Origin of the sequence: Paracoccus simplex, from assembly GCF_042648325.1 — a bacterium.
GTDB lineage: Bacteria > Pseudomonadota > Alphaproteobacteria > Rhodobacterales > Rhodobacteraceae > Paracoccus > Paracoccus simplex.
Window position 1 is genome coordinate 1 of the sequence record NZ_JBHRXE010000050.1, and the last position, 22,630, is coordinate 22,630.

Annotated in this window: 23 protein-coding genes and 3 pseudogenes; 15 read left to right on the forward strand and 11 right to left on the reverse strand. The window is 64.8% G+C overall.

Features of this window, described 5'->3' with window-relative positions:
- The 5 genes and pseudogenes from ACFOMP_RS16860 to ACFOMP_RS16880 all read left to right on the forward strand — a co-directional run.
- Positions 1-227 (forward strand): hypothetical protein (locus ACFOMP_RS16860; RefSeq protein WP_379032642.1); only part of this gene is annotated, 227 nt, incomplete at its 5' end.
- 558 nt (positions 228-785) lie between these two features.
- Positions 786-1,505: a TonB-dependent receptor plug domain-containing protein gene (locus tag ACFOMP_RS16865; RefSeq protein ID WP_379032645.1), complete on the forward strand. Its 720-nt coding sequence runs from the start codon at positions 786-788 to the stop codon at positions 1,503-1,505.
- Complete coding sequence (locus ACFOMP_RS16870) at positions 1,502-2,845, forward strand: TonB-dependent receptor domain-containing protein (protein WP_379032648.1); 1,344 nt, start codon at positions 1,502-1,504, stop codon at positions 2,843-2,845. Before ACFOMP_RS16865 ends, ACFOMP_RS16870 begins: the two co-directional genes overlap by 4 nt.
- Positions 2,845-4,110, forward strand: coding sequence for an MFS transporter (locus tag ACFOMP_RS16875; protein ID WP_379032651.1), 1,266 nt, complete (start codon positions 2,845-2,847; stop codon positions 4,108-4,110). The genes ACFOMP_RS16870 and ACFOMP_RS16875 overlap by 1 nt, the downstream gene beginning before the upstream one ends.
- 405 nt (positions 4,111-4,515) lie before the next feature.
- Positions 4,516-4,686: pseudogene (locus ACFOMP_RS16880) on the forward strand (transposase domain-containing protein); the annotation flags it as partial.
- Between the two features lie 238 nt (positions 4,687-4,924).
- On the opposite strand, the gene ACFOMP_RS16885 reads toward ACFOMP_RS16880, so the two are convergent.
- From ACFOMP_RS16885 to cofG, 8 genes are all read right to left on the reverse strand, one after another.
- Complete coding sequence (locus ACFOMP_RS16885) at positions 4,925-5,548, reverse strand: TetR family transcriptional regulator C-terminal domain-containing protein (protein WP_233902056.1); 624 nt, start codon at positions 5,546-5,548, stop codon at positions 4,925-4,927.
- A 135-nt stretch (positions 5,549-5,683) separates the two neighbouring features.
- On the reverse strand, positions 5,684-6,685 hold the full coding sequence (locus ACFOMP_RS16890) for a TIGR03842 family LLM class F420-dependent oxidoreductase (RefSeq protein ID WP_285050708.1): 1,002 nt from the start codon (positions 6,683-6,685) through the stop codon (positions 5,684-5,686).
- Between the two features lie 34 nt (positions 6,686-6,719).
- Positions 6,720-7,388: an NADPH-dependent F420 reductase gene (gene npdG / locus ACFOMP_RS16895; RefSeq protein ID WP_011747447.1), complete on the reverse strand. Its 669-nt coding sequence runs from the start codon at positions 7,386-7,388 to the stop codon at positions 6,720-6,722.
- Positions 7,385-8,158, reverse strand: a complete 774-nt coding sequence (gene cofE, locus ACFOMP_RS16900) for a coenzyme F420-0:L-glutamate ligase (protein ID WP_011747446.1) — start codon at positions 8,156-8,158, stop codon at positions 7,385-7,387. The genes npdG and cofE overlap by 4 nt, the downstream gene beginning before the upstream one ends.
- Entirely contained in the window at positions 8,155-8,805 is a 651-nt protein-coding gene (gene cofC / locus ACFOMP_RS16905; RefSeq protein ID WP_285050705.1) for a 2-phospho-L-lactate guanylyltransferase, read from the reverse strand. The genes cofE and cofC overlap by 4 nt, the downstream gene beginning before the upstream one ends.
- Positions 8,802-9,755, reverse strand: a complete 954-nt coding sequence (gene cofD, locus ACFOMP_RS16910; protein WP_104493777.1) for a 2-phospho-L-lactate transferase — start codon at positions 9,753-9,755, stop codon at positions 8,802-8,804. Before cofD ends, cofC begins: the two co-directional genes overlap by 4 nt.
- Positions 9,752-11,008 (reverse strand): 5-amino-6-(D-ribitylamino)uracil--L-tyrosine 4-hydroxyphenyl transferase CofH, encoded by a 1,257-nt coding sequence (gene cofH, locus ACFOMP_RS16915; RefSeq protein WP_379032663.1) that lies wholly within the window; start codon positions 11,006-11,008, stop codon positions 9,752-9,754. The genes cofD and cofH overlap by 4 nt, the downstream gene beginning before the upstream one ends.
- On the reverse strand, positions 11,005-12,147 hold the full coding sequence (gene cofG, locus ACFOMP_RS16920; protein ID WP_104493779.1) for a 7,8-didemethyl-8-hydroxy-5-deazariboflavin synthase CofG: 1,143 nt from the start codon (positions 12,145-12,147) through the stop codon (positions 11,005-11,007). Before cofG ends, cofH begins: the two co-directional genes overlap by 4 nt.
- A gap of 388 nt (positions 12,148-12,535) precedes the next feature.
- Between cofG and ACFOMP_RS16925 the strand changes: the two genes are divergently transcribed.
- The 7 genes and pseudogenes from ACFOMP_RS16925 to ACFOMP_RS16955 all read left to right on the forward strand — a co-directional run bounded on the left by ACFOMP_RS16925 (position 12,536) and on the right by ACFOMP_RS16955 (position 18,190).
- Entirely contained in the window at positions 12,536-13,786 is a 1,251-nt protein-coding gene (locus tag ACFOMP_RS16925; RefSeq protein ID WP_011747441.1) for a Zn-dependent hydrolase, read from the forward strand.
- An 11-nt stretch (positions 13,787-13,797) separates the two neighbouring features.
- Positions 13,798-15,252, forward strand: coding sequence for a dihydropyrimidinase (hydA, locus tag ACFOMP_RS16930; protein ID WP_379032667.1), 1,455 nt, complete (start codon positions 13,798-13,800; stop codon positions 15,250-15,252).
- 123 nt (positions 15,253-15,375) lie between these two features.
- Positions 15,376-16,830, forward strand: a complete 1,455-nt coding sequence (locus ACFOMP_RS16935) for an NCS1 family nucleobase:cation symporter-1 (RefSeq protein ID WP_104493787.1) — start codon at positions 15,376-15,378, stop codon at positions 16,828-16,830.
- A 54-nt stretch (positions 16,831-16,884) separates the two neighbouring features.
- Complete coding sequence (locus ACFOMP_RS16940) at positions 16,885-17,175, forward strand: DUF1330 domain-containing protein (RefSeq protein ID WP_104493782.1); 291 nt, start codon at positions 16,885-16,887, stop codon at positions 17,173-17,175.
- 343 nt (positions 17,176-17,518) lie between these two features.
- A pseudogene (locus ACFOMP_RS16945) lies at positions 17,519-17,652 on the forward strand (peroxidase-related enzyme); the annotation flags it as partial.
- A pseudogene (locus ACFOMP_RS16950) lies at positions 17,653-17,856 on the forward strand (rhodanese-like domain-containing protein); the annotation flags it as partial.
- A gap of 37 nt (positions 17,857-17,893) precedes the next feature.
- Positions 17,894-18,190 (forward strand): hypothetical protein, encoded by a 297-nt coding sequence (locus tag ACFOMP_RS16955; protein WP_379032671.1) that lies wholly within the window; start codon positions 17,894-17,896, stop codon positions 18,188-18,190.
- A 36-nt stretch (positions 18,191-18,226) separates the two neighbouring features.
- Here the strand turns inward: ACFOMP_RS16955 and ACFOMP_RS16960 are convergent, their stop codons facing one another.
- Positions 18,227-19,531 (reverse strand): hypothetical protein, encoded by a 1,305-nt coding sequence (locus tag ACFOMP_RS16960; protein ID WP_379032674.1) that lies wholly within the window; start codon positions 19,529-19,531, stop codon positions 18,227-18,229.
- 62 nt (positions 19,532-19,593) lie between these two features.
- Here ACFOMP_RS16960 and ACFOMP_RS16965 point away from each other — a divergent pair, with 62 nt between their 5' ends.
- A complete protein-coding gene (locus ACFOMP_RS16965) occupies positions 19,594-20,466 on the forward strand; it encodes a hypothetical protein (RefSeq protein ID WP_379032677.1) in 873 nt (290 codons plus the stop codon).
- A gap of 11 nt (positions 20,467-20,477) precedes the next feature.
- On the opposite strand, the gene ACFOMP_RS16970 is transcribed toward ACFOMP_RS16965, so the two are convergent.
- Positions 20,478-21,692, reverse strand: a complete 1,215-nt coding sequence (locus ACFOMP_RS16970) for a DUF1173 family protein (RefSeq protein WP_379032680.1) — start codon at positions 21,690-21,692, stop codon at positions 20,478-20,480.
- Positions 21,689-21,838, reverse strand: a complete 150-nt coding sequence (locus tag ACFOMP_RS16975; protein WP_156429282.1) for a hypothetical protein — start codon at positions 21,836-21,838, stop codon at positions 21,689-21,691. Before ACFOMP_RS16975 ends, ACFOMP_RS16970 begins: the two co-directional genes overlap by 4 nt.
- Before the next feature lie 65 nt (positions 21,839-21,903).
- On the opposite strand from ACFOMP_RS16975, the gene ACFOMP_RS16980 reads away from it, so the two are divergent.
- Both ACFOMP_RS16980 and ACFOMP_RS16985 read left to right on the forward strand, forming a co-directional pair.
- Positions 21,904-22,149 carry a type II toxin-antitoxin system VapB family antitoxin gene (locus ACFOMP_RS16980; protein WP_010400651.1) on the forward strand — a complete coding sequence of 82 codons (246 nt, stop codon included), beginning with the start codon at positions 21,904-21,906 and terminating at the stop codon, positions 22,147-22,149.
- Positions 22,149-22,574, forward strand: a complete 426-nt coding sequence (locus ACFOMP_RS16985; RefSeq protein WP_379032683.1) for a type II toxin-antitoxin system VapC family toxin — start codon at positions 22,149-22,151, stop codon at positions 22,572-22,574. The genes ACFOMP_RS16980 and ACFOMP_RS16985 overlap by 1 nt, the downstream gene beginning before the upstream one ends.
- Positions 22,575-22,630: the final 56 nt, after the last annotated feature.

A 22,630-nucleotide genomic window follows, 5' to 3' on the forward strand; every position in this document is an offset into this window, starting at 1 on the left:
CCGCAATGGCCGGGGTCATCTGGTTCATGCACGACCAACAGTGTCATTTGCCTCAGTTGGCTACAGCACAGAAAACCGCAGCCAGGTCGGTCATGGCAGAGGTTGAAGGCTCGAAGCCCATTCTGACGGATGAAGAGGCCCGCGAAGCCCTGCGACCGGACGATCAGGCCAGGATAGAGAAGGCGAAGAGGTTCCAGGATCGGCTGAAGGCCAAGCTGAGCAAGTAGGCCATCCCAGCCACAAACAGGACAAGGCATGACCGATGGCGGGCGGTGCGGAAACGTCAGATAGCGCACCCTAGCCGCATATAGGTCAGTTTATTGACATAAAACGAATTATCATCGTAAAGGAAATTCCAAGAAATACAGAATCATATCTAAGATACTCCTTTCGATCCGCTTGATGCGCTCGCTGCTTCAGGCACTTCCTCCCCCATCCGCATGATCCAGTGGAATCGTTGGTAGACCATCGCGTTCACCACCGATCCCGTCACCATGGCGGCGTAGATGGTAGGCAGACCACAGAGGTTCAAAAACACCACCAGAAAAAAGCACGCCGGCGTATAGAGGAGCAAACCTCTCGTGCAACAGCCTGAACAGGTAATCGATTATTTCAATCAAGATCGTCGCGGCGCTACTTGACAGTTTTTGTCGGAATCAATAGCCGATGACGATCCTTGGGCTGACGGAACGATAACAGCGCTACCGCGATCCTGGCCTTCCGCACCGGACGATCCAGATGGCGAACAGGTGCCGGGCCCGATGCAGCAATTTAGAGGGAACAAAATGCCCAGACCCCTGCTCGCCTACCTACTTGTCAATGCGCTGGCGTTGCCCGCCACCGCCGAGGAGGGAACCATCGTGCTCGATACCGTGGTGCTGGAGGCGGAAAGTGATACGACGCTGGTCCAGGACGGCTATGTGCCTGGCAGGAGCCGTTCAGCGACCAAGCTGGACACCGCAGTCGGCCGTATCCCACAGGCGGTCACCATCGTCACACAGGACCAGATCGAGGACCAAGCGCCGCGGACGTTGAACGAGGCGCTCGGCTATACCGCCGCCGCGAATCCGAACAACTACGGCTTCGACACGCGGTTTGACGCATTTTTCTTGCGCGGCTTCCCGGCCTATTATAACGGCAATTTCCGCGACGGCCTGCGCCAGTTCAACGCGCCCACCGCGTGGTTCAAGACGGAGCCTTACGGGCTGGAAGGAATCGCGGTCCTGAAAGGCCCGAACTCGTCACTTTACGGCGTCAGCGGACCGGGCGGCATCGTCAACCTAGTCACCAAGCGACCGAAGGACGGACTCTATCGCGAAATCGAAGCCACGACCGGCGCCAATGACCGCGCACAGATCGCGGGCGATTTCTCGGGACCGCTGGGTGAGAACAGCGAATTCAGCTATCGCCTGACCGGGCTGGTGCGGAAATCGAACAGCGATCTTCCGGGCTATTCGGACGACAAGACCTATTTCGCCCCGGCACTCAGCTGGGACACGGCGTGACGCGCGCGACCGTTCTGGCCGAGATCTCGAATTCTGTCACCGGCGGGACGGCCGCCTTCTACAACCCGGCCTTCGGCGAGGTGTCGGATATCTACGAGGGCGATCCGGAATACAACGATTTCAAGCAGGACCAGTGGCGCCTCGGTTATGAGGTCGAACACGATCTGAGCGACAGCGTCACGCTGCGCCAGAATTTCCGCGCCGCCAAGGTGGACATAGATCTTCAATACAGCGGCCATTATCCGGTCGGAACCGATCTCGCGCGCTATTGGGGTCATTACATCGAGGGAATCGAGACCCAGGTGCTGGACAATGGCGTTCGCTGGAACGTCGACACCGGCGCGGTCGCGCATGAAATCCTGGCCGGCGTGGACGCGACCCGAACCGATTATGACACGTACAGCTATCTGGGTTACGTTTCGGCGGCGGAAACGGCTGCGGCGGACGTCCCCTTCACCAGCGCGCAGAAATCGCGGCAACTGGGCGTCTATGTGCATGACCAGATGCGCTGGGGAAATTGGCAGGCCTATGCCAGCGTCCGCTGGGATCGGGTCGAAACTACCTCGACCGAGGTGGATCATTCGACGAGCCAACAGACCGACACCGGACAGTCGGGGCGTCTCGCGCTCAGCTATGAATGGGCAAATGGGGTGATGGCCTATGGCAGTGTCTCGACTTCCTTCGCACCGAATATCGGCTTTGTCTATGATGACCCGGCAGATGACGGCACGCGGCGGGCCACGCGGCCGACGCAATCGACCCAGCGCGAGATCGGGGTCAAATACGCGCCCGAAGCTACCAATCTGCTGATCTCGGCCGCATTGTTCGAGATCGACCAGCGCGATGGCGTCGTGCTGGACGTCTCGACCGGGGAAAACCGTCAACGTCAGCTTGACCTCAGCAGCCGCGGAATCGAGCTTGAGGCGCAGGCGAACTGGGACAACGGCTTCGGCATGATCGCCAGCTACGCCCATCAGCGCGTCAAGATCGAGAAGGGCGCGACCGGCACCCAGGGCAAAGAATTGTCTGGCACGCCGAACGACACCTTGTCGCTGTGGGGCAAATACGACATTCAGTCGGGGCCAATGGCTGGCCTGGGTTTGGCCGCCGGCCTGCGCTACGTCAGCCAAAGCTATGGCGACGACGCGAATACGATCGTGAACGACGCCCGCAGCTTCGTCGATCTGAGCATCAGCTATGACGTGCCGCAGGCGCCGGGCATCCAAATGCAGTTGAACGTCAAGAACCTGTTCGATCTGACCAAGGAAACCTGCACGGCCGGCTACTGCTACCGCGACGAAGGCCGGACCAGGACGGCCAGCCTCAGCCGTCGTTTCTGATGCCGAGGCGGATTCCGGCGGGCCGCGATCCCCGGCACGGACAGGCCGCGATCCTGTCCGGGCTCTGGGCGGCCTATGTCGCGCAAAGCGTCATCGGCGGGCTGACCTGGGGCGGCCTGCCCGCCGTCCTGCGCGAGCGGGGCCTGCCGCTGGACCGGATCGGGCTTTTGTCGCTGCTGGTCCTGCCATGGGCGTTGAAATTCCTGTGGTCGCCGATGGTCGAGGGCTGGCGGCTGCCGCCCGGCCGGGCGGCCCGCACAGCCATATTGGCGCTTGCTTTCGGCGCGGTCGCCGTCGCCGGCCTGATGCTGACGGGCGCGGTCGAGCTGGTGCCGCTGCTTCCGGCGCTGGCCTGCCTGATGCTGGTCGCCCTCGCGACGGCCACCGTCGACATCGCCGTGGACGGCCATGCGGTCGCCGTGCTGGCCCGCAGCGAACATGGCTGGGGCAATGCCGCGCAGGTGGGCGGGGCCTATGCGGGCTCGGCCGTCGGCGCCGGCTTGCTTCTGGTGATCGTCGCGCGGATGGGCTGGGCCATCGCGGTCTGGTCCATGGCGGCCCTGGTCGCCCTGCTGCTGATCTGGTTTGCGCTGACCGCGCGCGGCGGCGCCGTTTCCCCGCCCGCGGCGCCGCGTCCCAGCATGCGCCGCGCCCTCGCACGACCCGAGGTCCGCAACGGGTTGATCCTGACCGGGTTGTTCGTCCTCGCGCAAAAGGTATCGCTGGGAATGCTGGGGCCGTTTCTGATCGATCTGGGCATATCGCTGGAAACGGTGGGCGTCCTGAACGGGTTCGGCAGCCTGGTGCTGGGGCTGGTCGGTGCCCTGGCCGGCGGAGCGGCTGTCAGGCGATGGGGCGTCGAGACGACGATGATCGGGGCGCTGATCTCGCAGGCCCTGCTGATGCTGCTGCTGGCGAGCGGCGTCATAGGCTTGGCCCTGCCGCCCGCCTTGATGGTCGCGTCGGCCCTGCTGTCGGGGTCGGCCTTGCTGGCCATCGGCTTCACGGCGCTCTATACGCAGTTCATGCGCTGGTCCGACCCCGGCCAGGGCGGGGTGGACTTCACGCTTTTCCAATGCCTGGACGGAGTGATGAGCATGTTCATGGGGCTGGCCGCCGGGTTCATTGCGCAGCGTATCGGCTATGGGGGCTTTTTCGCCATCTGCGCGGCCTTGCCGATCCTTGTGGTCCTGCTCATGCATTGGAGACTGCGGACAGCCCCGCTCTTACACGCTCCAATTTTCGGAGATCAGAGCGCGAAATGAACTTCACTGATCGCAAAACAAGCCAGGCACCGCCGCCAAGGGAGAGAAGCAGCCGGTGCCATGCACGACACCCGAGGCGCCGATTGACCGTCACACCGGCCGCCAGCCAGACTGGCGTGTTGGCAGGAACCGGGATCACGCCGCGAGGCCCGGGATCAGTCGCGCCAAGACTTCGGGATCATACCCGCTACTGATCCGGGGCGGCACGGCCGGGATCGGATATCCTTCACGCAGCAACTGATCGAGTATGGTAAGGCGCATTTCCAGACTCGCCGGGAAATCCGCAAGAACGGACTGATGAAGGCCATCGGCAGCGGCATGGTCTTTGCCCGTCAAAACCGCTGGGGCTTCTCGGTCGCATCCCCGGCTTGAACGTAACCGCGCCATTGGCACCGCCTGCCTGATGCTCGTGCGATGACAGTCATTGAAACCGCAAAGCTGAACGGTCTCGACCCACTGGCCTATCTGGCTGACATCCTCGACCGCATCCACGATCACAAGATCAACAGATTGGATGAATTGCTGCCCTGGAACTGGACGCCGGGGGCATCCGTGAAGGACCGTCAAGCTGCATAACCAGCGGTATCAATGGCGTGGTTACCATCCGCCGCGCCAGGGCGGGGACAAGAATGCCCTCCTCGACCGTGAGATCGGCGATCGGGCGCCGGTCCTCGGGGGCATGGCCGATCCCGAGCCCGGCGCGGGCGTGTCCCGGCAGCGGCCCCGGTTCCGTCGCAGCGCTAGGCCGGGGCGAATGGGCCGAAGTCTCATCGCGGGCGATCTTCATCGCCGGGGTCTCTGCCTTATCTCTGCCTCATCTCGGCGTGAGCAGGCGCCGATACATCTCGGTCAGGAACTTCTCGGCCGAGGCATAGCGGGCATCCGAGCTTTCGGGCCAGAGTTCCTCGATCTGTGTATCGAAATCCGAATAGTGCTGCGTCGTGGCCCAGATGGAAAAGATCAGGTGCTGCGGCGAGACGGCGTTGATCTGGCCGGACTTCATCCAGTCCTCGATCACCGCGATCTTGGCATAGTAAAGCACCTTCAGCGCTTCGAAGATCTGCTTGCGCGATTCCTCCAGTCCGCTCAGCATCTCATAGGCAAAGAGCTTGCTTTCCTTGGGGAAATTCTTCGATATCTCCAGCTTACGCGAGATATAGGCGCAGATCTCGTCGATCGGGTCGCCGTTGGGATTGAGCAGGCTCAGCGGCGCCATCCAAAGCTGCAAGGTCCGCTCCAGCAATTCGCGGCGGATCTCTTCCTTGCTCTTGAAGTAATACAGCAGGTTCGGCGTCGAAACCCCTGCCGCCTTGGCGATGGTGTTGATCGACCCGCCGGCAAAGCCGCTGGCGGCAAAGACATCCAGCGCGGCAGCCAGGATCTGTTCGGTCTTTTCGCGCTGGATACGGGTTCGGGGGCGGGGCTTGCGTTGCGTCATGGGCCGTCGTTCTGGCTGTCCTTGGTGCCGTATACAGGGCATCGGCCCCGCCTTATAGGCACAAGCGGGGGCAAGGAGCCAGATCACGCCCGGCGAAAATGATGGCCGCGCGAGGGTCGCGCGGCCGGGCCGGCCTCAGCGAAAGGCCGGGATGACCTTTGCGGCATAGTCGGCGATGATCTTTTCCTCGTCGCCGCTGTCCAGGTAGATATTGAACTGCGTCGTGCCGGCCGCTTCCAGTTCGCGCAGCTTTTCGACATGCTCTTCGGGGGTGCCGAGCACGCAGAAGCTTTTCACGATATCCTCGGTGATGAAGTCCAGATACGGGTTGTCGCTCTGGCCGTGCTTGGAATAGTCGTAGCCGCGCCGGTTCTCGATATACGAGGTCAGGCTGGCGGGCACCTGATCGGTATCGGCGCCGTATTTCTCGACGATGTCCGCGACGTGGTTGCCCACCATGGCAGGGAACCATTTCACCTTTTCCAGCGCCTCCTCCATCGGGCCGGTATGGGCGGGGGCGGCGGCCATGACCTTGTAGTTCGACATGTCGCGCCCGGCCTCGGTGCCGGCCTTCCTGGCCTCGTCGGCCAGCCATTTGACGATCGAGGGCTCGGCGATCTGCAGGATCAGCCCGTCGCCGACGCGCCCGGCCGAGGACAGCGCCTTGGGACCATAGGCCCCGATCCAGACCGGCAGCTCATAGCCTTCGGCCCAGGGGAATTGCACGGGCTCGGGGGTTTCGCCGTATTGCACGGCCTCGCCTCGGACCAGCGCCTTGACGACCTGGGTGAACTCTTCCAGCTTGGCCAGCGTCGCGGGCTTGCGGCCCATGACGCGCACCGCGCTGTCGCCCCGCCCCAGGCCGATGTCGAAGCGCCCGCCCGACTGTTTCGCCAGCGATCCGAAAAGCGAGGCGGCATGCGACCATTCCCGCGTGTTGGGGTTGGTCACGCAGGGGCCGAAGCGCATCGTGGTGGTGTGTTCCATGCACATCGCCATGGCGACATAGCTTTCGCGCCACAGGATATGGCTGTCGTAGAACCAGCAATAGGCAAAGCCCGCGTTCTCGGCCTGGCGCACCAGCGCCCTGGCCCGTTTCGGCTCGACGAAGCCCTTGAAGCAGATACCGAATTCCATGTCTGTCCTCCCGTTGGGATGTTGCTTTTGACTGTCAGTGATCGGGCGCCCAGATGCGAAGTCCCGCATGGCTGAAAGGCACGTCTTTCGAGATGTTGATGCGGATCAGGATCGGAGTGATCGCCTCGATGCAGCGGGCCGCCTGCGCGTCGCCGGCGTTATAGGCCTCGACCCCCAGCTTGCGGACCAGCGCCATGACCTTGCGTCGCGCGTCGAGGCTGTTGCCGCAGACCAGGATGTCGCAATTGATCCGCCATTCCAGCGTGCCCAGCGTCTTGGCCGACACGTTGTGCAACGCGCCGACGACCGGGATCTCGGGGCCAAGCAGCGCCTGCGCCGCCTCGGTGGCCGAGCCCTCGGGGGGCATGGCCACCTTTTTCGGATCGTCGGGCGACAGCGGCACGACGATATCGACCAGGATCTTGCCCGCCAGATGCGGCTTGAGCGCTTTCAGCGTCGCGTCATGGGCGGCAAAGGGCACGGCCAGGACGACCATCTCCTCAGCCGCCGCGGTCGCGGCGACGTTGTCATGGCCGGTGATCGGCGCCGCGCCTTGCGGCAGGCGCGCGGTCAGTTCGGCGGCGATCTCGGCCGCGCGGGCGCCATCGCGCGATCCCAGCGCGACGGGCACGCCGGCGATGGCAAAGCGCAGCGCCAGCCCCTGCCCCTGCGGTCCCGTGCCGCCGATGATGGCAATCGTCATCTGAACATGTCCTCCTGCTGTTTACGGATGATGTCGGTGGCGCGGCTGTCGGCGGCGGGTGTCCAGTCCAGCCCGCGCAACAGGACCAGCGGCGTGCGGGCGTTCTTGCGCACCACCAGCCCCGAGGCCGCCGCGATCTCGTCGGCCAGGGCCGGCTCGGTGACCTGCAGCACACGGCCCCAGGCATCGGTATTGCCCTGTTCGCGGATGGTGGCGGGCACGCCCGCCAGGCCGATGGCGACATTGACCTGACCCATTCGCCAGGGCCGCCCGAACGTATCGGTCATCACAACCCCGACCGAGGCGCCAAAGCGCTGCGCCAGCCGCAGGGCCAGTGCGCGGCAACTTGCATCGGGGTCGCGGGGCAGGATCAGCGCGGCACCCTCGGCCCCGATGTTCGACTCGTCCACCGCCGCATTGGCCGAGACAAAGCCCAACCGATGCTCGCAGATGATCGTGCCCTCGCGCGCGCCGGGGCTGCGGAACTTGCGCACGATGCGGCGCGTCTCGTCCAGCACCACCTGCACCTTGCGCGGGTCCTTGCCCAGTTCGCGCGCCAGCTCGACCGCTTGATCCGAGGGCGTCACGCCGTCATAGGCGATCAGGCAGCCCTCGGCCTTGGAGACGATCTTCTGCGCCACGCAAAGAATATCGCCGTCGGCCGGCCACAGGCCGGCGCGGTCCAGGGCATCGCCGAGAATCGCGGCCAGATCGTCGCCGGGCTGGATGTCGGGCACTCCGGGCACGGCGGTCAGGGTGACGCTGTTCATGGCCGCGCCTCGACGGTCATGGGCGCGTGATGCAGCAGCGAAAAGCCCAGCAGATCCTCGCGCCGGTCGACGTCATGGCGCAGGCTGCCCAGCGCCGGGGCAAGGGTATGCAGCCCCGCCGCGCCGGCCTCGGCCAGATGCGCCCGGAACGAGCCCTGCCCATAGCGAAAGCGCATTCGTGCGGGCAGCGGCAGGATCAGCGCATTGGTCCCGCCATCGGCGGAGGCGCAGACGACCGCCAGATCCGGCGCGGCGGGACGATCCAGAAGCCGCAGCAGATCGCCCAGCGTCGGCGCGGCCAGGTCGCCGGGCAGCACCCCCAGCGAGGCATAGCCGCGTAGCGCCGCCCAGTCCGCGGCAAGGGTCACGGCGGCGTTCAGACCGTCGGCCGACCTCTCGTCTATCACCGCGATCCCGGCATCGCGGGCCAGCCTGGCGATTGCGGGGCTTGCGGTCACGGTGGCGATGTCAAAGCCGTGCGTCACCGCGCCCTGCGCACGGCCAAGCCGCTGCAGGGTCAGCTTGAACAGCGTCACCGCCAGCCTTGCGCGGCGCGAGGGGTCCAGCACCTCGCCCAGCCGGGTCTTGGCGCGACTGGGGTCCTTCATCGGCACGACCACCAGCCGTGCGCAGTCGGGGCGGATCATGCGACCTCCTCGCGCGCGGCCAGCATTCGCGCGATCTCAAGGACCTCGGCGGCAAGGCGCTGCTTGTCGCCCTGGTCCCGCATCAGGATAGGGCGGCATTCCGGATGCAGCCCGCGGGCAGCGATGGCGGCGGAATGGGCGCTGTCCAGGTCGTCGATCACCAGCACGTCGGCAAGGCCCGCATAGCGTTCCGCGACGCCCACGGCATCCGCGCGCAGGCCCAGTGCGGCCATCATCCGGTCGGCCGGCCCCTTGACCACCTTGCCGGCGATGAAGGGGCTGACGGCGATGCGCGGTACGCGGGCCTGTCTCAGCCCCTCGGCGATGCCCGGCACGGCCAGGATCGGCGCGATCGAGACCAGCGGGTTCGAGGGCGCGATCACGATCGCCTCGGCCTCGGCGATGGCCGCCAGCGCCTCGGGGGTCGGCCGGGCGGCCTCGATCCCGTCAAGGCGCAACTCGCGGATTTCGGGGGCGCATTTCTCGCGCACGAAATATTCCTGGAAGCTGAGCCAGCCGGCATCGGTGCGCACCCGCGTCTGCACCCTGTCGTCGGTCGGCAGGACGATCCGCGGGCCCACGCCAAGCGCCCGCGCCGCATCCGCCGCTATGACCGAGGGCCGGTCGCCGCGCATCCGCCGCATGGTCCGCCAGATATGCAGGCCGAAATCGCGGTCGCCCAGCGACATCCAGCAATCCTGGCCCAGCCGCGCCAGCACCTCCAGCGCGCGGTGCCCTTCGTCCGCGACGCCCCAGCCCTGCCGGCGGTCGATCAGCCCGGCCAGGCTATAGGACAGCGTATCGATATCGGGCGAGACCCACAGTCCATGAAACTCGTCGTCATCGGCGACATTGCCGATCACGGTCAGGTCGACGCCCGGCAGCGCGGCCAGTCCTTCGGCCATCTTGGCGCCGCCGACGCCGCCGGCAAGCAGGGTGACGCGGGTCATTCGGCGGCCTCGATGCGGTCGGGGAACATGTTCAGGAAATCCAGGGGCCCGGCGCCGCTGCGCGCGACCAGGGGGGCCAGCGCCTGCGGGTCGTGGTCGTCATAGACCTCGCGGATGTCGTAGACCGTGCTGCGGCGCACGGGCACGCGGCCCGAGGCGCGGATCATCTGCACCAGCTCATGCGCGGTGATTTCCTGCCCGTGGCTGGCACCCGCGGCACGCGAGATGCTTTCGTTCATCAGCGTGCCGCCCAGGTCGTTGACGCCCCGCGACAGCATTTGCTGCGCGCGCGCTGGACCCAGCTTGGTCCAGCTTACCTGGATGTTGTCGATCCAGCCGGCCAGCATCAGCCGGCTGACGGCATGCATCTTGTCCACTTCGTCCGCGGTCGGTCCGGGGCGCACGCGATCCGGCGCCTGCGTGTAAAGGGGCGATTCGGTATGGACGAAGGACAGCGGCACCAGCTCGGTAAACCCGCCCGTATCCTTCTGGATGCTGCGCAAAAGCGCGATATGCGCGGCCCAGTGCTCCGGCCCGTCGATATGGCCGTACATGATCGTCGCGGTCGTGGGGATGCCGACCTCATGCGCGGCCCGGACGATCTCGACCCAGCGTTCGGTGGACAGCTTGTTCCTGGTCAGTTGCTGGCGGATCTCCGTATCCAGGATCTCGGCCGCCGTGCCGGGGATCGAGCCCAGGCCCGCCGCCTTCAGATCGGCCAGAAACTCGTGATAGCCCATCTTCGACTTCGAGGCGCCATACCAGATCTCGAAGGGCGAAAAGGCGTGGATATGCATGTCGGGCAGCGCATCCTTGATCGCCAGCACGATGCGGCGATAGTGATCGCCCTCCATCTTCGGATGCAGCCCGCCCTGGATGCAGACCTCGGTCGCGCCGCGGTCCCAGGCTTCTTGCGCGCGGGCGACCACCTGGCCCAGGCTCAGGAATTCGGCGCCCTCATCCTCGGACCGCTTGGCAAAGCCGCAAAAACGGCAACCCATGTAGCAGATGTTGGTGAAGTTGATGTTGCGGTTCACGACGAAGCTGACCCGGTCGCCATTGGCGCGGCGGCGCATCTCGTCGGCTGCGGCATAGAGCGCGGGCTTGTCGGCGCCCTCGGCGCGGAACAGGGCGACGCCCTCGGCCTCGCTGGCCTCGCCGCCCGACAGGACCTTTTCCAGAATCGTCCGGACCCTGGGGCTGGCGTGGCGCAGTTCCGACAGATCGCCCGCCGGCAGGGGGATGATGGTCATGGCGTTTCTCCGATATGGTGTTGGGCGCGGGCCAGCCCCCCTGCCCCGGCCATGGCCGAGACACGCGACAGCATCGCCGGGTCCAGGTAGTCGCCGCCGTCCAGCAGATAGCGCGGATAGACGGTCAGCCTTTCGCGCAGCGCAAAGCCCGCCGTCTTGCAAGATGCGGCCAGCGCCCGGATTTCGGGCCATTCGTGCTGCGGGTTGATGAAGTCGATGGTCACCGGCGAGATGCCGCCCCAATCGTTGATCCCCGCGCCCAGATAGGCGATGTGGCGCGAGGACAGGTTGGGCGGCGCCTGCAGGCTGATTTCCGGCGACAGGATGATGCGGGCCGCCGCGATGGTGCGCAGCATGTCCTCAAGATCGGGCTCGGGGTGGTCGGCCATCTCGATATCCGGCTTGCGCTGGAAATTCTGGATGATGACCTCCTGGATATGGCCATGCCGGCGGTGGCTGGCCTCGATGGCGTGCAGCGCCGCGATACGCTCTTCCCATGTCTCGCCGATGCCGATCAGCAGGCCGGTGGTAAAGGGTACGCGGCGCAAGCCGGCGCGTTCCAGCGTGCGCAACCGCTGCACGGGCACCTTGTCTGGACAGGCGTGATGGGCCATGCCCCGGCGCGTCAGGCGGCGGCTGATCGTCTCCAGCATCATGCCCATCGAGGCCGAGACGGGGCGCAGCGCCTCGATCTCGTCATCGGCCAGCGTGCCGGCATTCACATGCGGCAGGAGCGAGGTTTCGGCCAGCACCAGCGCGCACATGTCGCGCAGGTAGTCGGTCATCCGGGCATAGCCCAGCCGCGCCAGCCCGTCGCGGGCGGCCTCGTAGCGCAGCTCGGGCTTTTCGCCCAGGCTGAACAGCAATTCCTTGCATCCCTCGCGCTCGCCGCGCCGGGCGCTGGCCAGCACTTGCTCGGGCGTCATGATGCGCGCCTCCGGCGACGAGGGATGCTTGACGAACGTGCAATAGCCGCAGGTATCGCGGCACATGTTCGTCAGCGGCACGAAAACCTTGCGCGAATAGGTGACGGCACGGCCCCAATGCGCGTCGCGGATGCGACAGGCTTCGGACAACAGGTCATCAAGCCCCCGCGGCAAGGGGTTCGGGCGCATTGCACCCGTGACGGCGATGTTCATGGTTATCTCTCCCTGAGCGGGAAGACTGCTATCGGTCCCGTCTTTGTGTCAAACATATTTTTTATCTACTACTAAAATTTTTTCTATGCAGATGGCCTGAAAATTCTTCAATAGCTCGGAATTTGTGCGGAAATACGCGGATCTGCCGGTCCTTTGATAATTTTATTGACTGGTTGATAAAGTGAACTGATAGTTCTCGACATCCCGCGGCGGGAAGGAGGAGCCTGCCGGGGAAACAACGGGAGTTGCGGTCTTGCGGACCTGCCTCATGCTGAACGGCACGGGCGGCAGGCGGCCCTGAAGGGGCTGCCCGACCCCATGCGCCTGCATGACGGCCGACCGGAGCGGCGGCTTCCGCGTGCCGGACAAGCCAAGGGAGACGACCCTCATGAAAGATGTGCACAGCAATCGCCGCGTCGATGGCGACCGCCTGTGGCAAAGCCTGATGGAAATGGCGCAGATCGGCCCCGGCCTGCGCGGCGGCAACAACCGCCAGACGCTGACCGATGCCGACCGCCAGGGGCGCGACCTGTTCCGACGCTGGTGCGAAGAGGCGGGCATGACCGTGGGCGTCGATTCCATGGGCAACATGTTCGCCCGCCACGAGGGGGCCGAGCCGGACCTGGACCCGGTGATGACCGGCAGCCACCTGGATACCCAGCCGACCGGGGGCAAGTATGACGGGGTACTGGGCGTGCTGGCGGGGCTGGAGCTGATCCGCTCGATCCGCGATCAGGGCATCCGCACGCGCCGCCCCATCGTCGTGGTAAACTGGACCAACGAAGAGGGCACGCGCTTCGCCCCCGCCATGCTGTCCAGCGGCGTCTTTGCCGGCATCCACACGCAGGACTGGGCCTATGGGCGCAAGGATGCCGAGGGGCGCGAGTTCGGCGCGGAACTGGACCGTATCGGCTACAAGGGCGACGAGCCCGTCGGCCAGCGCAGGATCCACGCCCTGTTCGAGCTGCATATCGAACAAGGCCCCATCCTGGAGGCCGAGGGCAAGGACATCGGCATCGTCACCCATGGCCAGGGCCTGAACTGGCTGCAGGTCACGCTGACCGGGCAAGAGGCGCATACCGGATCGACCCCGATGCCGATGCGCAGGAATGCGGGCCTTGGCATGGCGCGGATCACCGAACTGGTCCACCAGATCGCCATGAGCCACCAGCCCGACGCGGTCGGCGCCATCGGCCATTGCGACGTCCATCCCAACAGCCGCAACATCGTGCCGGGCAAGGTCGTGTTCACCATCGACTTCCGCTCGCCCAGCTTCGACACGCAGACCGAGATGGAACGCCGCCTGCGCGAAGGCGCCGAAGGGATCGCCAGGGAACTGGGGCTGGGGCTGGAGATCGAGCAGGTGGGGCATTTCGACCCCGTGACCTTCGATCCGGCCTGCGTGGACATACTGCGCCGCGCCGCCGACGACCTGGGCTATTCGCATCGCGACATCATCTCGGGCGCCGGGCACGACGCCTGCTGGATCAACCGCGTCGCGCCGACCGCCATGGTCATGTGCCCCTGCGTGGACGGACTCAGCCATAACGAGGACGAGGAGATCAGCCGCGAATGGGCCTCGGCCGGGGCCGACGTGCTGCTGCATGCGGTGCTGGAAAGCGCCGAAATCGTGGAATGAAGGAGGGAATCATGCGTCGCGTGATCAAGGGCGGGACCATCATCACCGCCGACCGCAGCTATGAGGCGGACATCGCCGTCGAGAACGGCGTGATCGCCGAGATCGGCCCGGACCTGAAGGGCGACGAGGTGCTGGACGCCTCGGGCTGTTACGTCATGCCGGGCGGCATCGACCCGCATGTGCACCTGCAGATGCCCTTCATGGGCACGTTCTCGGCCGATGACTTCGAAAGCGGCACCCGCGCCGCCCTGGCGGGCGGCACCACCATGGTCGTCGATTTCTGCCTGCCCGATCCGCAGCAGGCGCCGCTGGACGCGCTGGCGATCTGGGACGCCAAGGCCAGGGGCGCCTGCGCCGATTATTCCTATCACATGGCCGTCACCTGGTGGGGCGAGACCATGTTCGACCAGATGCAGGCCGTGACCCGGCGCGGCATCAACACCTTCAAGCATTTCCTCGCCTACAAGGGCGCGCTGATGGTGAACGACGAGGAACTCTTTGCCTCGTTCCGGCGCTGCGCCGAACTGGGCTCGACCGCGCTGGTCCATGCCGAGAACGGCGACGTCGTTGCCGCCATGCAGGAAAAGCTGCTGTCCGAGGGGCTGACCGGCCCGGAAGGCCACGCCCTGTCCCGCCCCCCCGAGGTCGAGGGCGAGGCCACGAACCGCGCCATCATGCTGGCCGACATGGCCGGCGTGCCGCTGTATGTGGTGCATACCAGTTGCGAGCAGGCGCATGAAGCGATCCGCCGCGCCCGCCAGAAGGGAATGCGCGTCTATGGCGAACCGCTGATCCAGCATCTGGTTCTGGACGGCAGCGAATATCGGCATGAAAACTGGGACCATGCCGCACAGCGCGTCATGTCTCCGCCCTTCCGCGACAAGCGCCATCAGGACAGCCTGTGGGCGGGGCTGCAGGCGGGCTCGTTGCAGGTGGTGGCGACCGACCATTGCGCCTTCACCATCGAGCAGAAACGCTTTGGCCTGAACGATTTCACCAGGATTCCGAACGGCACCGGCGGGCTCGAGGACCGGATGCCGGTCCTGTGGACCGAAGGTGTAAACACCGGCCGCCTGACGCCCAACGAATTCGTTGCCGTCACCTCGACCAATATCGCCAAGATCCTGAACTGCTATCCGCAAAAGGGCGCGATCCTGCCCGGCTCGGACGCGGATATCGTGGTCTGGGATCCCGAGAAATCCGCGACCATCACGCCGGAGCGCCAGCAGTCGGTCGTGGAGTACAACGTCTTCGAAGGGCGCGAGGTCAAGGGCCTGCCCCGCTATACCCTGGCGCGCGGCGAAGTCGCCGTCGAGGACGGCGCCATCCGCGCCACCCCCGGCCACGGCCGCTTTGTCGGCCGCCCGCCGATGGGGCCGGTCAACAAGGCCCTGTCCACCTGGAAGGCCGCAACCGCGCCGCGCGGCGTCGCCCGCTCGGCCGCCGACATGCCGGGTGGCGTCTGAACGCCACCTGTCGCAACTGCCCATTGCCGCATCCGGCCGGATCGGGCGGGCCAAGACAAAGAAGAATATCGCTTCAACAGGGAGTTAAGGTGAATGACACAAGTCGAGGCAACCGCCTATGAAATGCTGTCCCGGTCGGGCCTGCCGGCCGATGACCTGGACCCGGACCTCTACAACGAGGACCAGTTGCCCACAACAGTCGCGGAACGGACCTGGACCTGGGTCTCGATCTCGGCGCTTTGGGTCGGGATGGTCGTCTGCATCCCGACCTACCTGCTGGCCTCGTATCTGATCGGGGCGGGGATGGACTGGAAGCAGGCGGTGATCACCATCCTTCTGGCCAATGCCATCGTGCTGATCCCGATGGTGCTGATCGGCCATGCCGGGGCCAAATACGGCATTCCGTTCCCGGTGCTCTTGCGTTCCTCCTTCGGGCCGATGGGCGCGCGCATTCCCGCCGTGGCGCGCGGCATCGTCGCCTGCGGCTGGTTCGGGATCCAGACCTGGGTGGGCGGCTCGGCCATCTATGTCATCCTGAACACGCTGTCGGGCGGGCTTTTCGCCTCCGAGGCACTGCCGATCCTGGGCATCAACCTGACCGAGTTCCTGTGCTTCCTGGCCTTCTGGGGGCTGCATCTCTATTTCATCAAGCACGGAACGGAATCGATCCGCTGGCTCGAGACCTGGTCGGCACCCTTCCTCATCGCCATGGGTCTGGCGCTGCTGGCCTGGGCCTGGGTCAAGGCCGGAGGCTTCGGCCCGATGCTGTCCGCACCCAGCCAGTTCGCCCCCGGCCAGCCGAAGGAGGGGCAGTTCTGGTCCGTCTTCTGGCCCAGCCTGACGGGCATGATCGGCTATTGGGCGACGCTGGCGCTGAACATTCCCGACTTCACCCGCCATGCCCGCAGCCAAAAGGACCAGTTCCTGGGCCAGTTGATCGGCCTGCCGCTGCCGATGGCGCTATTCGCCTTCATATCGGCCGCGGTGACCTCGGCCACGATCGTCATCTATGGCGAGGCGATCTGGGACCCGATCCAGCTGACCGAGCGGATGGGCGGCGTCGGCATCATCGTCGCGCTGGTGGCGCTGATCGTCGCGACGCTGACCACCAACCTCGCGGCCAACGTGGTCGCTCCGGCGCACGGCTTTTCGAACCTCGCGCCCAGCAGGATCAACCTGCGTCGCGGGGGCTACATCACCGCCGCGATCGGGCTGGCCATGTTCCCCTGGCTGCTGATCAACCACATCGTCGATCTGCTGGTGGCGTTCTCGGCCCTGCTGGGTCCGATCGCAGGCGTCATGCTGGCGGATTACTACCTGCTGCGCGGCACCCGGCTGAGCGTTCCCGACCTTTTCCGCCGCGGCGGCATCTACGAGGGCTCGGGCGGCAACAACTGGGCCGGGATCGGGGCCTTGATCCTGGGCATCCTGCCCAATATTCCGGGCTTCATGGTGGCCATCGGCCTGTCGTCCAGCGCGCCGGCCCTGTTCATGTCGATCTATACCTATGCCTGGTTCGTCGGCCTGTTCGTGGCGGGGATCGCCTATCTGGTCCTGTCGAAACTCTTGAACCGCTGAACCGACCGGCGGGGCGCGCCACAGCCGCGCCCCGCCCCCATACAGGAGGGAACCATGCCGAAAGCCTATTGGATCGCCCATGTCACCGTGACCGATCCCGAACCCTATGCGATCTATGCAGAGGGCGCCTCGCAGGCGTTTCGCAAATTCGGCGCCCGCGTGCTGGCGCGGGGCGGCGCCTTCGAGCAGTTCGAGGGCGAAGGCCATCCGCGCAACGTGGTGATCGAGTTTCCCTCGATGCAGGCGGCGCGCGATTGCTACAGGTCCGACATCTACCAGGCCGCCAGGGCGAACAGGACAGATGCCGGCATCGCGGAAATCGTCATCGTCGAGGGCGTGGAGTGATACTCCCCGTCCAAGCCGGCCACGGACCCATGGCCGATTCATCCCAATGCCGTGGGGACAATACGGCGCAAGCGGGCTGTCGCTTGCCACCCTTGGGGGCGGCTCACCCCCTTCGGCGACCGCGCTGCCTTTTCCATCGTCGCGATCTGCCCGCTGATCCGACAGGGTGAAACGGCGGCGCTTGCCCGCGCGGCCGGTGCCGCTGCGCCGTCTTACGCACGGGCCTTCCAAGTTTCTTCCTTCTGATGATGTTTTGTCCTGGTCGCGGACAGGATTGCCGACAACCTGACCCGACGACCCAGGCTGCTTACCGTAGGCTCCAAAAAGTCAGCCGCCCGAGAACATCCACACCCGCATCGAGGCGGTTCAGGAGAGATCCGGCTTCATCCCCAATGTGTTCCTGACGCTGGCGCATCGGCCGGACGAATTCCGCGCACGAGAGAGATGATTGTCGTCGCCACCTCGACCGTGAACCAATGGATCGACCCCGACAGCCCCTATCACAGACCTCGCTTTGCCGAGGGCGGGACCTATGTGTTCTACTGCGCCTCGGGCTGGCGCTCGCTGCTGGCGGCGAGGGTGGCGCAGGAGATGGGGCTGGACGCGCGGTCCCTGCGCGGCGGCTTCGGGGAATGGCGCAGGGCCGGCCAACCGGTGGCCGAACGCCCGGCAAGGGGATAGGCATTGTCCGACGCATCCGGGCGGATCAGGGGGAAGCATGACCGAATACGACGAGGGGCTGGAACGAACGGCGGCCAACCACCAGCCGATGACGCCCATATCCTATCTGCGGCGGACGGCGCGGATCCATCCCGACCACCCGGCGGTGATCCATGGCCGCCAGCGCCACGGCTATGCCGGCTCTGGGCCGATTGCTGCCGGCTGGCCTCGGCGCTGCGGGGCCGGGGGATCGGCCGGGGGGATACGCTTGAACCCGGAGCGCAGCCGGTGCTCAGCCGCGCAACAAGCCCGGCGCAAGGCGGAAAAGAAACGACGGGAAGTGGAAGAGCCTTGACCCCTACCTGAAGGAAAGGGTTACGGCTAATTTTGCTCAGAGCTCGTGGCCGAGATCCTTGCTGCGGGTATGAACCAGCTCCGCACTTTCTTGCTCTGCGAGCCGCTCGTTGGCATGCTTGACCTGCTCAAGCGTCAGTCCGACCGGCTGATGAACGCGGGCGGCAGCGACCACGGCCTTGGCGACGTCGCGGCGGCGGTTCTCGTCTGGGAAATCGACCGCCAAAGCACCTGTGTCGCCTTCGGCGATCCGGGTCATGCTGTCCTGACCATACCGCTCACGGAAGTCCTGGCCGAAACGTCGCGCGTCATCGTCGTTCTGGAACTCGACCTTGCCGTGCTTGCCCAGGCTGTCGGCCATGTGGCCAAGGGTCCGGGTCAGGCGATCGTTCTCAGGCGTCAGATCGACCTGAATGGCCTGGGATATGACTTTGGCGGCGGCATTGTAGAACCCGTCCACAATGTCAGCTGCGCGTCCCCTGCCCTCTTCGCTGGACAGGTCGATCTTCTTGGCGTCGGCGACGGCAAGAAGATCCTCCTTGATCCACTCCCGCTCCTGCCAGGCGTTCGCCGCGCCAAGGCTCATGCGTTCGCTGATCTTGGCCCGATCCAGTCCCGCTTCCTCGGCCAGATGCTCGATCCTGGATTTCATCTCGCGGGCGCCATCTTCCCCGACCTGCTTCTCCTGGCCGATCCCGGACACGGTGTCGGACGTGATCTGGGTCTGATACAGCGCGGTGCGGGCCTCGTGGTGCATCAGCTGCGCACCACGGTCATCCCCGAGATCGCGCACGATTTCAGCGGCGATCTGATAAAATTCGCTGCGCATCTCGCGCTGCTCTGCATGTGGCAGCCTGCTGATGTCCTTCTCGGTGTCGTCCAGCCATTTACCGAAGGATGAGGCCAGGTCTCCACGTGTCTTGATGGTCTCGGCATCCATGATGATCTCCTGATTTCGGGGGTGGATGATACCGCCATTCTCAAGGGTCTCGGCGGCCGCGTCGATTTTCAGCGCCAGGTCCTCGTCACTGATAATCGACGCGAAGGATGCCATGCTGCGCAGCATCCGTGCGTTCTCTTCGACCTGTTCCATGGCATCGGCAAGCGCCCTGCCCTGCCTGGGCCGCTCAACAGGCGCGCGGCCCTCACGGCCGGCACGCTCGATCTCGGCGCGCGATGGCCCATAAGTCATGATACCGCGATCAACACGACTGCTCTTGTCCAGGAACATGCCGTGATCGGCTGCAATCTCGACCAACCGCGTCTTCATATCGTCAAGATCAAAGGCATGGCCCTTTGCCATGTAGAACCAGGTGTCAAGGCGGGCAGACGCCCAGGTCATTGAACCTCCGCGTCAGCCTCGATACGCTTTGAAAGAGGCTTGGCATCGCAGAAAGTTCCTCGATGAAGCATGATGACCGCGCACCATTTCGAACGCTCCGCGACTTGGTTTTAAAGGAGCTTCAGGGTGCCAGGTCACTTCTGGTCTGGGACGACGACCCAAGTTTTGCACATGCGACATTGAACCGGATTCTTGATAGCGAAGCATATGTCCTTGATCGACATGCGAGGGATTACCTTGTCGATCTCTCTTCGGGGCTGAGCACAGAGGAGTTGCTTCAGTCGATCGGCAATACCCGTATGCCGTTTGACTCGATCTGGATCGAGACAATTGCCGAACTTCAGGACGGTTCCGGCGAAGCCAGCATTGGCGCGCTTGTGACCGCCGAAACGGACGGTATCAAGGTCTTGCCGGTGCACGCTCTGCACGACCACAAGCCCTGGCAGCCGGTTTACGGTGGCGCCGAAGTGATTTTTCACCCTAACGACGTCTCGACCACGCGAACACCTGTCGCACAACTCTATGACCGGTTTGCGGCTCGGGAGGGCGTAACACCGAATGATCGCTTGAGAGAGGATATGAACGGCGCGGTGCGCATCGGCAGCCTGTTCGCGGTTCTATGTGCGACCCTTTCGCGCCCGAAGATCCTGGAACGCGACGCAGCTCGCCCGCTGTCGAAGAGCGATGCAAAGGCGGCCAATACCGCCGGGCGCCGGGCGCCACGCTTTGCGCCCTCGGTGATCCGGCTGTCCCGCGCCGGCCGCACCGAACGTGACGCGCATCATCAGGGCGACCGGGTCGCGATAGCGGCCCGATCCGCCCATTGGGTGCGCGGGCACTTTTTTCTGGCACGAAATGGGCAACTGACCTGGCGCAGATCGCATGTGCGCGGCACTGGTGATCCGACCGAACGGGTCAAGTATGTAACCGAATAGGCGCCGACCGCTCATACCCCCTTCCGTTCCGGCAGCACCGGCATTTCGAACTCTCCTGCCGGCCAATGCCAGGCAGGATAGACACCTTCGGCAGCGATGGCCCGAAGCTCATCCTCTTCCTCGCCGGGCATGTCGGCGGGCGGCGAAAAGAGGGCCACAGGGCTTTCGGCGTCCAGCAGCAAGGCGTTTGCGACAGGAGCGCCGGCCTTCAGGTTGTATTTGAGACACTTGACGAAATCGCGATCCATCAATGCTTGGACCAATTCATGTTCCCGCTCGTTGTCGAACGGAAGCCATTGGCCGGTGACCGGCATGACAGCGATTTCGCGCACATTGCCGTAGTTTCCCTTCGTGCTGAAGGTGGCGATGCAGATCAGATGGGTGTCGGGCATCGCCTCGACCATTTCGACCTTCTCGCCGGCGATTTTGTCGAACCGCTTTCCTGTTTCCTCGTCCATGAACAGGGGAAAATCGGGCAAATGCTTGAAGGTGAGCTTCCTCCCGTATTGGGACGGTTGCTGACCTTTGAGTTCCGCGACCAGGATGCCGAGCGGAACCGGCTTGCCCTTCGCCGGCAGAAGCCGGTGCATGAACCGGCGACGTTCGGCGGCGAGCCTGTCCTTGTCCTCGATGGAGTAGACAGGCGGAACGAACAGGGTATCCGCCATTGCTCCGGCCTTCGTCTTGGTCCTGGCTGCGACGCCCTGTAGCTCGCGATGCACGATCCACCAACTGCGCCGGCGACCGTAGGCGCTGCGCCATTTGGTGAGGTCGGCCGCTTCCCACAAGTAATGGAGTGTTGCCAGCAGCCGGAGTTTCGACGGGCTGGCTTCGGCGGACGTGGCTTCGTCACCGCCATCACCTACCGGCGTGGCGCGGGCCCCTTTGACCGACAGGGGAAAATCGAGCTTCAGAAGCGTCTCGCCGGCCTCGTCCGTGACGATTGCCTGGCCGTTGACCTGGCCCAGGCCGGACACTTCCGGCGGCGGGTCGAAGGTCGGGCAGGAGGGCTCGTGAAGATGGCCGGTTCCGGGCATTCGCTTCAGGAAAAATCCGGAGCCGATCTTGGCAACATACATGGGCGGCTCCGCCCGACTACACAGGCAGGTCGGCCGTGCCTTCTTCTCGTGCGCCCATGCTAGAATCTGTTGCAGGCGTTCCGCATCGGCGGAAAAGCTGGAATGGCCGAGGCGATAGGTGGGTTCTTTAATCGTGCTTTGGGTCATGCGGTGATATAACCAACCGCAGCTACGGCGGCGCCGAGGCCTGCAGCGACGCTGCCCATGGGATCGACCGCAGCAATGTCCTGCAGGACGGGCATGAAGACATAGGCGGCCACGCCGGCGATGCCGAGACGGAAGATCAGTCGCACGTCATCCTCCTTGCAAAAGTATATACTGAAAATTATATATCATCTATACCACAAAGGATAGACCGATGGCAATGCTTATCAAGGGCGATGAGATCGACGCGCTGGTCGCCAAATACTGTGCCATGACTGGCGTAAAAAACAAGTCCGAGGCGGTGCGCAAGGCGCTTGCCGCGCAGATCGAGGCGCTTGCCGCCGAGGAACGGCTTGTGGATCGGGTTGGCAGGATCCAGCGCCGCGCGGCCGAGGCGGGGTTCGTCAGCACGGGCGAAGACCTGAAGCCGTTCTTTGATGAGCAATGGGGCGAGGACTGATGTTCCTGGATGCGAGCGCGGTGGTTGCGGTGCTGCTGAACGAACCGGAAGCGCCCGGGTTGCTGAAGGCGATGGAGGCCTCGCGCGGCGCGCTGCGGTTCTCGCCGGTCGTGCGGATGGAAGCGACGCTCGCCCTGGTCAGAGCCAAGGTGCAGGCCCGCGGCAAGGGCCCGGCGGTAGCCGAGGACTTTGCCGCGGCGGCCGAGCTGGTCGACGGGTTTTTCGAGGCGGCCGAAGCGCAAGAGATGCACATCACCACGGGGATGGGGAAGGAAGCGATGCGGGCGCTGTCGGTTTACGGCAAGGTCGTCGGCCACCCTGCGCAGCTCAATTTCGGGGACGCGCTCTCCTACGCCTGCGCGAAAGCCTACCATGTGCCCTTGCTCTACAAGGGCAATGACTTTTCTGAAACCGATCTGGCGTGAAGGATCAGCCATGAAGCTATACGTTGCGACATTCTGGAACAGCGAAGCCTGGGCCG